This window comes from Novipirellula galeiformis (assembly GCF_007860095.1).
Classification (GTDB): Bacteria; Planctomycetota; Planctomycetia; order Pirellulales; family Pirellulaceae; genus Novipirellula; species Novipirellula galeiformis.
The window spans coordinates 71,739-85,466 of record NZ_SJPT01000006.1 but is presented as its reverse complement, the minus strand read 5'-3'; the positions used below and the strand labels follow the sequence as shown (position 1 = coordinate 85,466).

The window sequence follows — 13,728 nt, the reverse complement described above, 5'->3', positions numbered from 1 at the left end:
TTTGATGTTGCGCGATGGCAGTTCTACCTAGCCAATCATAACCCGACGCGTAACCGAGGGTCCGAGTCAATTGTGACTTTCGCCCTTAGGCTTACAGTGGATGGCACCGAATCCCGAATCAAAGCGTGGTCCACCGTCGGGCGACGGCAGCGACCTCAAGGTCGAATCCAAGCGTGATCTAGGGGGGCTAGCGGATTTAGAGGGGCCTGAGTTTAGAGGGGCCTGGCGAGTTTAGAAGGGCCTGGCGAGTTTGGAGGGGCCTGGCGGCGCTGTGCAAAAATGCAGGGGGCGCCGCAGCATCGAGGCGGGGGGCGTGTCGCGCGAGCGTTCGCGGCCGGGTACTCCATGTACCCGGCCCGTGAGGTTCGTGATTTATCGATCGACAATTGTTAAACAATTGCCAAACGACGCATCGACGAGTGTCAGCCCGTGGCCGCAAGCTGACCGCGCAAACCCCACGCGAGGCGAACTCGCGGAAGACGCAGCTGAAGGCAATCCGTTGCCAGCGCAATATACAATCGGAAGAGTTTGGATGCGTTTTCGCATTTCAAACTCGTCCTTCATAACTTGTAGTCTATCAACAACTTAGCAGCAATTGATGTTCGCATACATCCCCCACGTTAGAGCCCCGCAGAAGAACGGCGGATGAGTGATGTGTCGACACCGTTAGATTACGTTTTGCGGGTGACGGGTCAACCACAGTTTTCTCAAATTCGTTTCCCGCGCAGGGTGGCTCAAGCCATAAAGTCTTCCGCTTGCGGCAGTTAAAAAAGTTTGAGCGGATGGGGCTCATTCCCCAGGCCTCAACGAGCGACCGCCAAATGGGTTGTTTTTCGCTTGCAAAACGATTGTCTAACGAGGGCAAGGGATTGAGGGATGCCCCTCTGTGGAGTTGTTTTGTTTTGTTTCGTGGGTGGGGTTGGCGGGGTTGGGCGATTCCTTTCCGGCACGGGATGTTTTGCGGCGAAATGCGCAATCCGACGCGTCAGCGAGTGGCCGAGATAAAATCGATCTTCCCCCGCATACGCGTCAGGTGGTGAGCGGCCGGTTTGTGGTTGTGGAGGTCATTGCCGTGGCTGGCCTCGCCTTATCTAGATGCCCCCAGCCTTTTTAGGTGACCCTGTGTCTGCAGGTTTGCACATTCGCCCTGTCTTGAGCCACGCTTGTCCTGATTCCCACAGGAGGGGGGGGCAAGGTCGGTGGCTGGCGGTCCCTTGACCTTCTTTTTTTGATATCCTTTGCATCTCCACCACAAAACTAGCGAACTTGGGATTCACGAAGATGAGCTCGACTCCGGTCCATTTGGCAATCGATTTGGGTGCCTCCAGCGGCCGTGTGATCGCGGGGTCTCTACAGAACGACTTGATCGAACTAGCCGAAGTCCATCGGTTTGCAAATGATCCCGTCACGATCCAGCGATCGATGCATTGGAACGTGCACGGATTGTGGGCGGAAATTCAGCAAGGCCTACGCGCGGCGTCACAACAGTTCAGCGAAGTGGCCTCGGTAGGAGTCGATACGTGGGGGGTCGACTACGTGTTGGTGGACGATCATGACCAAATGACCGGTCCGGTTCACCATTACCGTGACGCGCGGACGCGCGGGATGATGGAGCGTGCTTGGGAAATTGTGCCTCGCCAGGAGATCTTCGCGGCGACAGGGCTCCAGTTCATGGAACTCAACACGTTGTATCAATTGGTCGCGGCCCGGTTAGCGGGCGAGCGTTCGTTGCCGATCGCAGACGGCTTTTTAATGATGGGCGACTTCTTCCATTGGTTGATGACGGGGACGCGAAGCATCGAGGCGACCAATGCATCAACGACCCAGTTGTTGGATCCGAGAAACCAGACTTGGTCGAGCGATTTGCTCTCGCGTTTTGACTTGCCTGCGAAAATTTTCCAGGACGTGATCGAGCCAGGTTCCCAGCTCGGCGTCATTCAACCCTCGGTCGCTTCGGCGACCGGGCTCGACGATGTCCCCGTGATTGTGCCGGCGACTCATGATACCGCGTCGGCGGTCATCGCGGTTCCGGTGAATGACTTCGCTCCGGAACATCCCAGTTGGTGCTACATCAGCTCGGGAACATGGTCGTTGATGGGATGCGAATTGGCCAAGCCGTTGGTGAACGACAAGTGTGCGGAGTTGAATTTCACCAACGAAGGTGGCATTCAAGGCAGCACGCGGCTGTTGAAGAACATTGGTGGACTGTGGATTTTCCAGCAAATTCGCAAATCGCTCGAGCGACGCGGAACCGCGGAGCCTTGGGATGTGATGGTGGATCGCGCGTTAGCCGCGAAGCCGTTTGAATTGTTGGTCGATCCCGACGACGCTGCCTTTGTCGCTCCGGACGACATGCTCGATGCGATCGTCCGTTATGCCGGGCGGACCGGGCAATCCGCTCCCCAGAGCAACGGGGTGCTCTATCGCGGCGCGCTCGAGGGATTGGCGCTCCGTTATCGAAGTTGTTTGGGGATGCTAGAAACCTTGGTAGGCAACCGAATCGACGTGATTCACATTGTCGGCGGCGGTTCCCAGAATGAGTTGCTTTGCCAGATGACCGCCGATGCGTGCAATCGCGTTGTCATTGCCGGCCCGGTCGAAGCGACTGCGGTGGGAAACATTGCGGTCCAGATGATGGGGACTCAGAAGCTGGGCTCGATTGTCGAGGCTCGCAATTTGATTCGCACCAGTTTTGGCACTAAGCAGTTTGACCCGACCAACGCAGCCGCTTGGGACGACGCAGCCGAAGTCTTTCGTAAACTTGAGCAATAAGCGGCTAGGCACGAATCATTGGGGGCAATCCCATTAGCCGCTTGGACGCTCGCTCCCGGTTAACGGATGCTTAATCAAAATCATAACCCGACGCGTAAGCGAGGGACCGAGTCAATGTCGATCTTCCCTCGCGGACACTGTGGGTTAGGAAGAGCACGCCAGGGGGTAGGAAAAACACCCCAGCCTCAATGCTAACACGCCCTGGATGCGAGTCGTCCGGGGTAGCGACGCCAGCAACGTTGTGCGATTTTTCTAAGCCCATGGTCTGCCTTTGATCTTGCCCCTTCGGTCTTGAAGCTCCCTTTTTGCATCGCTTGTTGTGAGTGCGTCCGTTATGAGTGCAAAGCCCCGTTATGAATGCGAAGAACTGAGTGCTATGAACGACGCTGCTCTTTCCGCACAGAAGCTAGGGATCCGCAAAGCGGCCCATCTCGCTCGGAAGGCTCAGCCCGACAAGGAAGCTGTCTCTTTGGCGATCACCGACCGCGTCCTGCAGATGCCGGAATATGTGGCCGCTCGATATGTGATGTGGTACGTCGATGCTCGTGACGAAGCGCGCACGCGCCAAGCGATCCCTGGCGAGGTGGCAGGCGACAAAGCCATCGTGGTTCCCTACTGCGCCGATGGCGAACTCAAGTTGTTTCGGCTCGAGTCGATGGATGAGTTGGAGGTTGGGATGTACCAAATTCTGGAGCCGCGCGAGCCGCTTCGCGAGATCGCGGCGAAGAAGATTGACATCAATCAACTCGATCTCATCTTGGTGCCGGGGCTCGGCTTCGATGCTCGCGGTGGACGTATCGGACATGGCAAAGGCTACTACGATCGGTTGCTTGAGCACGCCAAGCCCGAAACGTTGCTCGTTTCGCTCGCTTTCGAATGCCAAATGTTCGACGACGTTCCGATGCAGCGCCACGACATTTTTATGGACAAAGTGGTTACCGAAAAATGTGTCTATGAAGGAATCGGTCGAAGGGGGACCTCGTGAGTGCGAGTCCATAATTTCGGGTGAGTGGTTGGTTTTATCGGGGCTTCAAGTTAACGTTGCCGCAGGCTGCGTTAGTGTCTGGTTAACGGCTGGGAAACGGACGCTGGTGGAGGGCGTGTGGATTCAATCGAGCTCGCGTTTTGCCGCGGCGAATGCCGCTTGGATCTGCTAAGTTCCGGTGACCCCAAAACGAGGATTTGTGTATAAAGGACTCGTAGCCGTTCCAGGCTCGCGAACTTGAAGATTTCCGCCAGACGCAAGCAGCAATGAACCGTGTTGATCATTCGGCCTTTTTGCAACGCAGACTTACCGCGACTGGTGAATGTGTGGATCGAGCACTGGTCCTGCTTGGGCGCCTCGCCTCCCGTGGCGATGGCGACGATGGAGCAGGCGATTTTGGCGCGGACCTTTTTTGATCCCGCCAATTTGTTGATCGCTCAATCCGATGGGGACGTTTTGGCGTGGTGTCACGTCGCGGTCGATGGCGCAGTCGATAGCGAGATCGATACCACGGTGCCGAAATCGGGCGTTCCCGAGGAGAGCGTCGCGACACGATCGGGGCGGATTTTGGCGTTCTGTTTTTCACCTGATGGGGGGCTGGAAGTCTGCGATTCCTTGTTGGCCGCTGCCGAGGCGCGGGTCAAAGCGTTGGGGGCGGATGAGTTGAACGTGGGGCTCGTTCGCGATTGTTTTGATGGCTACGTTGGATTGCCACCGATCGGACATGGCATTGGCGTCCCTGAGGGCGACACTCGTATGACCGCCTTGCTGGCCCGCTCGGGCTACACCTTGGGCGAATCGATCTCGCGATTGGTGGCTTCAACGAGCCCCTACCGTCCTCCCATCAATCGAGAAGCGTTGCAGTTCCGGCGAACCACACGGGGAGTGCGCGAGACTCAGATTCCGACACAGCCACGGCTTGGTTCCGCGATGTCGCATTTTGATATCGAGCGGCATCAGGTGGTGGATCATCGGACCGCCGAAGTGCTTGCCGAGGTCGGGCTGTGGTGCAGCGATGTTGAAGCCCAGGTGATGGATGGTGCCCACGCGATCTTAGATTTGACGCCATTGGCCGAGGCGGGGCAGTTGAAGTCGGTGGAAAGTTTTTTGATTGGCAGTTTGATACAAACGTTGGCCGATCGCCGCATTTATTCGGTCGAAACCGCCATCAACAGCAGCCAAACGGAGCTGATCGGCCAATTGGAGAGCCTTCAGTTTGAAAATACCGAAAAAGGTAACTCGTGGAAAAAAAAGCTGATTTAATTGGTACTTTGTTGACTTCGTCCCTCCTAATCGCTCGTTAGCGAGGGAAATCGTGGCCCTAGAGTGGCTGGAAAATTTTGTCGCCTATTGACGAAATTTATCTATTTCGACTATTTTCTTGGGACTCGTCATTCTTTTGGCACAGTTTTTTGACAAGCTTTCTGAGCTTGCGTCCCGGGTGCCCTTAACGAGTGAACGCCAGCGTAGCTTCAATTGGCAGAGCATCGCATTCGTAATGCGAGGGTTGCGGGTTCAAATCCCGCCGCTGGCTTCTAGATTTAGACAATTCTTTTTCAGCGTAAGTTTTCCCCAAACTTACATTCCCAGCTTAAATAGCTCGCGACAGGAGATGCTTCTCGATGAGTGATATCGAACTCGATGTGCTCGATTTGAAAGAGATGGTTCTGGCAAACAATTCGTTTGGGCCATCCGATGTCGCAGCCATTCGTTCTGCGATCACTGAGAATTACGGCCATTTTGCTGAACTTCGCGACGCCGTAAACGAGATGGAAGCGGACGAGGCACTTAGCCCCGCTACGAAAACCAAAATGGGCGTTTGTTTGTTCTTGCTCGGCAAGTTCAAAGCTGCGCTGGAAATTCTTGGCAATGCCGACGGCAGCGCGATGGCGTTGTTCTATCAAGCTCGCGCCCAATTTGAGCTGAGCCGCTACGAAGAGGCGATTCCGGTTTACCTGCAGGCGCAAACGTCCGGTTACAACGCCGACGAGTGCAATATCCGTATCGCCGAGGCACATCGCTACGCGGGTCGCACCGAAAAATCGCTCGAAATCCTCGACAATATCTTCGGGCCTGCAGAGCAAACCTCGGAATACATGTACCAACGTGCCGCCACCGTTTCTGCGGTCGGCGGACGTTTGGAAGAGGCGTTGGCGTTGTACCAACGCGCCGTTAACGCCGATGAGAACCACGCCGGGGCACTGTTTGGACTGGCACTCGAAAACGACCGACTCGGCAACGATGTCGAAGCGCTGAAGTTGTACGAGCGTGCCGCCAAGGCATTCCCAACCGGCATCGGTGCCCTGATCAACCTCGGCTTGATCTACGAGGACAACAATCAATTCGATCGCGCCCAAGCGTGTTATCGTCGTATCCTCGAGTCGTATCCCGATCATCCGCAAACCAATTTGTATTTGAAGGATGCCGCAGCGACCGGCAACCTGCTCTACGACGAAGAAGCACAGCGCCGCAACGATCGTTTGGCACAAACGCTGAACCTGCCCGTGGCCAACTTCGAATTGAGCGTTCGGAGCCGAAACTGCTTGCAGAAAATGGGCATCGACACCATCGGTGACCTCACTCGCACCAGCGAAGCGGAGCTGCTTAGCAGCAAGAACTTTGGCGAAACGAGCTTGGTCGAGATCCGCGAAATGCTGACCAGCAAAGGGCTCTCGCTGGGACAATTCGCTCACGAAAAGAAGAGCAACGATCCGCCGATCGACACCAGTCACATGTCGCCAGACGAGCAAGCGTTGCTCGAACGCCCAATCTCCGACTTGAACCTTTCGGTTCGAGCACGCAAGTGCATGGCGCGTTTGCAGCTCAACTCCATCGGTGAGTTGGTTCGCAAGACGGGCGACGAGATGCTCGAGTGCAAGAACTTCGGGGTCACCAGCTTGAACGAAGTCCGCGAGAAATTGACCGACCTCGGTTTGAAATTGCGTGGCGACTGAGCCAGGCTCGCTTTCCAAAATGGATGATCATCAGAGTCGGCGAAACGGTTTATCCGCTTCGCCGGCTCTTTTTTTTGGGCGCTCGCACGCTGGCGCCCATGGGGCAAAGCGAAGTTGGCGAGCCGCAGTGGAGGCTGCTAACGCATTTTTAATTTTGATGCAGCGACCACGCAGCACAGTGGGCCGCGTTCTTGCGAACGCAGCTACGGTAGGTATCTCGCGTCATTGTCGAATTGCTCTAGCCACCATCACAACCGAAGGCGACTGGGGCTACGAACGGGCCGAGCGAGTGTCGACGATGATGTCCGAGAGTGCGTCACGCAACGGGTCGTCGTCGGGGCCACAGAATCCCCAGTGTTCACGGCGACGCCAACCTTCGGCGTGAGAGAACTTGCCACTCATGCGACCCATTTGGGCACTCGAATCACGCAGGGTTTGTAGGTAGCTGTCCATCCCCTGGCTCTCGTCGAGCCATTGTTTCTGGCTGGCGTGACAAGCGAGTGCGGCGACCTTTTGCTCAATCACGTCGGTTTCGTCGACGTAGAGGTGCGGCGTGATCAATTCTCCCAACGGCGTGCGATGCCCTGGGGGTTGAGCGTGATAAACCGTCACCGGGTCCATGTAGACCGGTAACTCAGGATCGCTTTCGAAGTTCGGCATGCCGTGCGTGAACGCAGCGGTGACCGCCAAACGGCACGCCGTTTCATGGTCTTCCATGTAATCGATCGGCGAATGGGTCAGCACGATCGTCGGCTTTGCCATGCGGATGATCGCGGCGACCTTGCGCACGTTTGCCGTGTTGTAGGTCGCTTCCATGTCGGGATAAATCGGAGGATAAAATGTCGCTCCAATCGATTTCGCCGCGTTGCGTGCTTCTTCTAATCGAACCGCCGCACACGTCTCACGATCCATGGTGGTCGAGCCACGTGAACCGTCACAAAGATTGACATAGTGCAAATCCCAGCCGCGTCGGGCAAGTTGCAACATGGCCCCGGCCATTACGAATTCAATGTCGTCGGGGTGCGCCGCGATGGCAAGAACGGACGGCATAATTGGGTCTCGTTAGAAAGAATCAAAGTTGGAAGTGAATCCGTTTTACCAAACTTGAGTGTGGTCGGTAACGGGAGCGATCCTCGTTCAAAAAAAAATCTCGACCAGGAAACCGGTCGAGATTGATTGGGAGGATGCCTGCCGCATTGCCAGGGGCTTAGCGGCGTGATGAAGACGTCGAATTTCGCGACGCCATCTGCTGTTTCGGTCGTAGCACATAGACCTTCGGGTCATCGACAATAAACGACGTGCTCCAACGATGACCGTCATCCGCACTGCAGATGTTGTAGAAGAACGTTCGGAAGCGTTCGGCGCGGTAATCGTACGGGAATTGGCTGGTGATGTAATCGTCCTCGGTCAAATCATCCACCCCTTCGGACGCATAGTAATGAACCATTCCATCGGGGGTCACGCTCATACCGAGCGTCCACCATCCCGTCGTAGTGATTTGGGGGCCACGAAAGTCGCCTCCGCGACGGTTGCTGCGGATTCGCAAGTAAGCGTAATCGTTGGCGCGGTGATCATCTCCCTTGCTCTCGAACTCGATAAACATGCCCGGCCAATAGACCTCGTTCCCCATTTCTTGGGTGGTCCGTTTAAAGATTCCGATGCCGACCTCTTTGTCGACCATGGCGGTCGTTTCCAAGGCGAGTCGGAAGCCGAAGTGCGGTCCACTGCGGTTTTCCCAATCGGCAACCGGTGGCAAGAAGACTCGGGTCGTCACGCTCGGCACCTCCGCAACATCGATTCGTCGTTTGAGCCGGTATTGAACATTGGCGACAAAATCGTCTTGATGCATTTTGCCACTCGGATTGCCGGGGATGCCGGTAAAGCGAGAACGCATTAGCAAAGCCCCTTCGCTGCCGGGCACGCCTCCGGCTGGCGTGGGGACGCGTTGGACGATGTCGGGGTGACCGCGTTTAATTCCCTCGTACCAACGACCGTTCGTCGAACGTCCCATCGGACTGCGTTGATTTTCGTCGATATCTTCGGTGCTCTTTGGGTCGTTGGGAATGTACGACCAATTGGGATCCTCGAAGTCGTCAGCAATGCCCACGATCTCCGACCCCGTTCCGGGGACGACGGCCCGTTGGGCGTGTGCCGATTGCAACGCCGATCCACTCAACAACAACACCGCGATCGCGCTTGCGATACGAGGATTCGAGATACGCATGTTTCGATCCATCCCTTGAGGCTCCGTTGAAGCAACGAAAGCCAAGTCATTTTTTGGAAAATCTCGCACACGCATCCACGTGCACGCCGCTCCTCCGCCCTGAAAGGGAGGAATCGGCATAATCGGTACAGGCTCTAAAGCGATTCCGCGCCGCTTTTCGTGGATTCAAGCTAGACCGCGTTGCCCCCAGTTTGGTATTGAGAATGGAAATCGTAGGAGTGCCCTTGGTGATCGCGTGCTAGCAATTTCGAGTGGGCGTCTCCGCCACGGCAGGTTGGGTTCGTTCATCGCTCGTAAATCGCCTGTAAACAGACCGTTCCACGTTCACTCTTTCGTCCCCCGATAGTTCTATGGCTGCTTCCGAATCGCGATTGTTACTGTTCGACGACAACATTCGGTCGATTGGCGGTCACTTCCTTGAATTGGCTACACTGTTGATGGAGGGGGCAGCCGAGCTGGGCTACCCCGCCAAGCTAGCGACCCATCAAAGCTTTGCAGGGTTTGATGCCATCGACACGACGCTCGACGTCGAAGGTGGGTTTCTCGCCCGCCGCATGGTCGATTGGTCGCTCGGCGTGGATGGCCACTCGAGCGTGCGGCGAAACCTCGAAGGTCGAAATGTCGGCGGTAGCGTGATTCAAAACACGTTGCAGAATCTTCGTGATCCGCTGTCGCGGTCGGAACGGCGCCCCACGGTGATGTTGCAACGGTGGTCTGATGATTTTTCGAATTTGCTCGCCCGTTGGAACGTCAACGCGAGCGATACGCTGCTGATCAATACGGCCGATGATTTTGTGATGCTGGCGATTGCCAACGCCTTGAAACAAATCCCCGATGAAACCCGTTTAACCATTCACATCGTTTTCCATTTTGCTGTGTTTGATCAACACAGCTCCGCGTCGCGGAAGCGGCAATTTGGTGCCCAGGTGAACGCCGCGCTCCAGGAAATGGCGTCCCATCGTGTCCATTTGCATGCTACGACCGCATCGTTAGCGCAGCAACTCGAACAGGTCGGGGTGACCGCCAAGGCGATTCCCTATCCCACCCGCTATCGCTCGCCGGTGACTCAGCAAAACTCGCGTGGGGATCGCTTCAAGATTGTGCTCGCCGGGGCCCCGCGAGCCGAAAAGGGGCGTCGCGTAATTCCCGCTGTGCTGTCGCAGATCCATGAGTCGCAGCTGTGCAGCGGCCAATACCAAATGTCGATGCAAATGCCCGCCAAGCGGTGGAAGCGGATGGTTCCCAAGCAGATGCAATCGACGTACGAGGCTGCGTTGGCGGCAAGCGATGCTGCTGACTCTTACTTTGAAATCAAGTCATCGGACATGCCGTCGGTCGACTACCACCATTGGCTCGACACGGCCGACGTGGGGCTTTTTCTATACGATGCGTCGCGTTATGTCGCGCGATGTAGCGGTGTGCTTTTGGAGATGTTCATTCGGGGAGTCCCCGTCATCGTGCCGGATGGATGTTGGTTGGCGGACCAGGTCCGGGCGGCGGGGGGCGATGGTTCGGTCGGATACATCTACAAATCGATTGATCAGATCCCCGAGTTTCTGGAACAAATGTATCACGATTATCGTGCCCTGCGTTGGCGGTCCACGCATCACGCGATGGCGATCGCGAAACGTCATCGCGGTGCCAACACGTTGATTCAGATGGGAATCCGTCCGTGCACCCAGAGCCATGGCAAGTTAGTGGCGTAGTGACGCCCCAGGAAATGGAATCCATTATGCAATTGAAGAATATCGTCAGGTTTCCGTTTGGCATTCGCCGTGCGAAACAGATTTTGGCAAGCAAGGTAGCGACGTCCGAATCACTGCGAGAACGCCCGGTGGTCTTGGATCTCTACACGCCGCAACTGTTGTTTGATTGCGCCCGCCATTTCGCCTCGCTGGCACTTCACAGCGCCGAGATTGGCTCGCCGTTTTATGTGCGAGGAAGCCGGTTGTTGCTTGCCAGCGTGGCGCGGAAAGGGCTAGGGGCCGAGATGTTGGCCGAGGGACATGCGACTTGGCTGTATCCGAATGAGCCGCTCCCTGAGGATGCGTTTGTCTTGTGCGACGTGCCGCTGGAAAACGCATCGCGAGTGGGGAAGGGGTATCGCCAAGTCGAAATGTTGATTGGTCGCGATATCTTGCCCGACCGTCCCGTGATGCCTTACCCCATGCACCCGGCGACCCTGCGCCGTTCGAATCATGCGTCGCGAGTGGCACTGCGATCCGCGTTTGATCGCGAAGCGATCTTGTTTGCGGGCAGCCAAAAGTCGCGATACGGACGGGCAAAAATGGAGGAATCCTTTGGCGTGCTGAGCCGGTTGGACATTCTCAACGTGCTCCACGATTGCTCGACCGAGAACGCGAGCATGCCGATACGATTACAGGACAGTGCGGTAACGCCGATTTCCTCTGCACAATGGTTGCCGTTTTTGGCACAGCATCGTTTCTTTGTTTGCTGTCCCGGGGCAGCACAACCGATGTGTCATAACTTGATCGAAGCGATGAGTGTCGGAACGATCCCGTTGATTGAATACGGCGACCGCATGCGTCCCGAATTGAGCGACGGTGAGAACGCGATTTGCTTTCAGGGTAGCGGCGGTTTACGCGACGCGGTCGATCGAATTCGCCGATTATCACCCACACAGCTCGAGGCCATGTCGCAGCGTGTGACGCAGTACTACGATGCTCATCTGTGCGGCAAAACATTTCTGGCGGCCCTGCGCGACAACGCGTTGACGTTGTCCTCAACGCAAGTGGTGATGCCGTTCCACAGCGATAACTTCTATGCACCCCAGCGCGCCAACGCGGCTTGACGTTGGTGCGTTGCCAGGGCGTCGCCCGAACAAGGGCTGCACTTTTACAACGCTTCGCTGCCTTCGAGTATCGGCATTTCGTATCCGTCTAGGAAGCTGACAAGCGATTTGGCTCGATAAGGCTGTTGCAGTTTGCGAACCGCTTTGCTTTCGATTTGACGAACGCGTTCACGGGTGACCTTGAAAATCCGGCCGACTTCTTCCAGCGTGTAGGTGTAACCATCGGCCAGGCCGTAGCGAAGTCGCAAGATTTCACGTTCACGATAGTTCAACGTTTCCATCGCCAAATCGATCTGGGTTTTCAACGCTTCGCGGTTGGTTTCCAGCAAGGGATCGTCGTGGCGATAATCTTCAAGGAATTCTCCGAAGACGCTCTCCTCGTGATCACCGATCGGTTGATCCAGTGACAAGGGTTGACGACTCATCTTCAAGATCACGCGAGTGTCTTCAAGGGCCAAGCCACTTCGCATCGCGACTTCCTCGGAGGTCGGTTCACGCCCGTTTTCTTGCACCAAGTCACGCGTGATTTGACGGATCTTGTTCATCGTGTCGATCATGTGGACGGGCACACGAATGGTGCGGCTTTGATCGGCGATCGCACGGGTGATCGCTTGACGAATCCACCATGTCGCATAAGTGCTGAACTTGTAGCCTCGGGCATGTTCAAACTTATCAACCGCTCGCATCAAACCGGTATTGCCTTCTTGGATCAGATCCAGGAACGACAAGCCACGATTGCGGTATTTCTTGGCGATCGAGACGACCAAACGCAGGTTGCCCGCCGATAAGACTCGCTTGGCAGCATCGTAGTCTTCGCTGTAGTGATCACATCGTTTGACACGGCGACTGAGGGTGCGAGGGGTTTCAAACGTCAACCGCATTAAGTTGTGCAGTTCGCTGTGCAGTTCGTCGGCGGCGGGCATGCCTGGCATCGCTAATCGTTTCTCGTCCTTGAGCAGCGATCGGATTTCGAGCATTCGATTGGCGGAATGGCGAAGCTTTTCGAATAGCGGTTGTAGTTTATTGGTTCGCAGGTTCATTTCCTCGACCAAGCGGACCGCTTTGTTGCGGCGTACGACGAGGTTCTTCCAAGCGGCACGTCGTTGACGCATGGGCAATCGCTTGTTGATGGCCACCATGTAATCGGCGCGGTTTTGGCGTAGCAGGAACTGCAACGTTTTCACGTTGGGAACGATCCGTTTCATGATCGCTTTCTTTTCCGCCGCATTGGTAACGCTGACCTCGATGGTACGATCCAGGCGAAGTTGTTTGTCGCGGACTTGCTCGAGCAGCTTGAGGGCACCTTGCAGCATGAAGTCCGTCGCCAACATCCAGTGGCGATAGCGCTCACGCGTCTTTTCGATCTGTTTTGCTGCTGAGACTTCTTGCTCTCGCGTCAGCAGTGGAATTTGACCCATCTGCATCAAGTACATGCGGACGGGATCTTCGGTGGGATCGGTATCGGTTTCAACGCGGCGACGGCTTCGCTCGCTGTCCTCTTCGCTTACCGGGACCGCATCTTCATCTTCGGCATCCACATATTGTTCACCCATCACGCGGGTCCGACGCGAAACAGATTCCTCTGCGTCATAAGCATCATCTTGTAGACTGCGACGGCTGTTCTTCTTTCCCATCAAGCTCTCCTCGGCACCCGTGTCAAAAACGTCGGTAACGTGGGGGAGGAACCAAGCAGTATCGGTACCAGCGGTTAGGCTGGGCGTCGCATAAATCATGGCAAACCGTTGTCAGTGAATAGGTTAGGTGAAATAGTGGGTTCGTTTTCCGAGTCCAGCGTGTTTCCCAAAAGCAACACCTTGATGTTGCACAAAGACAACCGTGTGTTGCGCTTCCCACACTCTGGCGGGTGTGCTCGGAGCCATCTAACGTCAAAACTCCCCCGTCACTGAAAGTTAGGTTACGATTTGGCCGCACTACACGAATCTCACGAAAGCTTTTAGACTTACAGACGCGGCAAATCCGC

9 protein-coding genes and 1 tRNA gene are annotated in these 13,728 nt (G+C 55.9%); 7 read left to right on the top strand and 3 right to left on the bottom strand.

The annotated features are described in order from the left end of the window. The first annotated feature begins 1,281 nt into the window (after positions 1-1,281). From Pla52o_RS16995 to Pla52o_RS16975, 5 genes are all read left to right on the top strand, one after another. Positions 1,282-2,772 carry a rhamnulokinase gene (locus tag Pla52o_RS16995; protein ID WP_146595825.1) on the top strand — a complete coding sequence of 497 codons (1,491 nt, stop codon included), beginning with the start codon at positions 1,282-1,284 and terminating at the stop codon, positions 2,770-2,772. A 376-nt stretch (positions 2,773-3,148) separates the two neighbouring features. Next, positions 3,149-3,757 carry a 5-formyltetrahydrofolate cyclo-ligase gene (locus Pla52o_RS16990; protein ID WP_146595824.1) on the top strand — a complete coding sequence of 203 codons (609 nt, stop codon included), beginning with the start codon at positions 3,149-3,151 and terminating at the stop codon, positions 3,755-3,757. Positions 3,758-4,033: 276 nt separating this feature from the next. Continuing rightward, positions 4,034-5,020, top strand: coding sequence for a hypothetical protein (locus Pla52o_RS16985; RefSeq protein ID WP_197169306.1), 987 nt, complete (start codon positions 4,034-4,036; stop codon positions 5,018-5,020). Positions 5,021-5,217: 197 nt separating this feature from the next. Beyond that, a tRNA-Thr gene (locus Pla52o_RS16980) sits at positions 5,218-5,291 on the top strand. Positions 5,292-5,379: 88 nt separating this feature from the next. Beyond that, positions 5,380-6,711 carry a DNA-directed RNA polymerase subunit alpha C-terminal domain-containing protein gene (locus tag Pla52o_RS16975; protein WP_146595822.1) on the top strand — a complete coding sequence of 444 codons (1,332 nt, stop codon included), beginning with the start codon at positions 5,380-5,382 and terminating at the stop codon, positions 6,709-6,711. A 270-nt stretch (positions 6,712-6,981) separates the two neighbouring features. Here the strand turns inward: Pla52o_RS16975 and Pla52o_RS16970 are convergent, their stop codons facing one another. Together Pla52o_RS16970 and Pla52o_RS16965 are read right to left on the bottom strand one after the other, a co-directional pair. Continuing rightward, positions 6,982-7,761 (bottom strand): PIG-L deacetylase family protein, encoded by a 780-nt coding sequence (locus tag Pla52o_RS16970; RefSeq protein WP_146595821.1) that lies wholly within the window; start codon positions 7,759-7,761, stop codon positions 6,982-6,984. 157 nt (positions 7,762-7,918) lie between these two features. After that, positions 7,919-8,935, bottom strand: coding sequence for a hypothetical protein (locus Pla52o_RS16965; protein WP_231612426.1), 1,017 nt, complete (start codon positions 8,933-8,935; stop codon positions 7,919-7,921). A gap of 350 nt (positions 8,936-9,285) precedes the next feature. Between Pla52o_RS16965 and Pla52o_RS16960 the strand changes: the two genes are divergently transcribed. Then, positions 9,286-10,641, top strand: a complete 1,356-nt coding sequence (locus Pla52o_RS16960; RefSeq protein ID WP_146595820.1) for a hypothetical protein — start codon at positions 9,286-9,288, stop codon at positions 10,639-10,641. A gap of 26 nt (positions 10,642-10,667) precedes the next feature. Continuing rightward, positions 10,668-11,747 carry a hypothetical protein gene (locus Pla52o_RS16955; protein WP_146595819.1) on the top strand — a complete coding sequence of 360 codons (1,080 nt, stop codon included), beginning with the start codon at positions 10,668-10,670 and terminating at the stop codon, positions 11,745-11,747. 44 nt (positions 11,748-11,791) lie between these two features. On the opposite strand, the gene Pla52o_RS16950 is transcribed toward Pla52o_RS16955, so the two are convergent. Further along, positions 11,792-13,480, bottom strand: a complete 1,689-nt coding sequence (locus tag Pla52o_RS16950; protein ID WP_146595818.1) for a sigma-70 family RNA polymerase sigma factor — start codon at positions 13,478-13,480, stop codon at positions 11,792-11,794. Positions 13,481-13,728 lie beyond the last annotated feature (248 nt).

Excerpts from the sequence above, each read along its gene's own strand:
- Pla52o_RS16970 (WP_146595821.1), bottom strand. The coding sequence starts at position 7,761 with ATGCCGTCCGTTCTTGCCATCGCGGCGCACCCCGACGACATTGAATTC.
- Pla52o_RS16965 (WP_231612426.1), bottom strand. The coding sequence starts at position 8,935 with ATGCGTATCTCGAATCCTCGTATCGCAAGCGCGATCGCGGTGTTGTTG.
- Pla52o_RS16975 (WP_146595822.1), top strand. The coding sequence starts at position 5,380 with ATGAGTGATATCGAACTCGATGTGCTCGATTTGAAAGAGATGGTTCTG.
- Pla52o_RS16990 (WP_146595824.1), top strand. The coding sequence starts at position 3,149 with ATGAACGACGCTGCTCTTTCCGCACAGAAGCTAGGGATCCGCAAAGCG.
- Pla52o_RS16995 (WP_146595825.1), top strand. The coding sequence starts at position 1,282 with ATGAGCTCGACTCCGGTCCATTTGGCAATCGATTTGGGTGCCTCCAGC.
- Pla52o_RS16955 (WP_146595819.1), top strand. The coding sequence starts at position 10,668 with ATGCAATTGAAGAATATCGTCAGGTTTCCGTTTGGCATTCGCCGTGCG.
- Pla52o_RS16960 (WP_146595820.1), top strand. The coding sequence starts at position 9,286 with ATGGCTGCTTCCGAATCGCGATTGTTACTGTTCGACGACAACATTCGG.
- Pla52o_RS16950 (WP_146595818.1), bottom strand. The coding sequence starts at position 13,480 with ATGATTTATGCGACGCCCAGCCTAACCGCTGGTACCGATACTGCTTGG.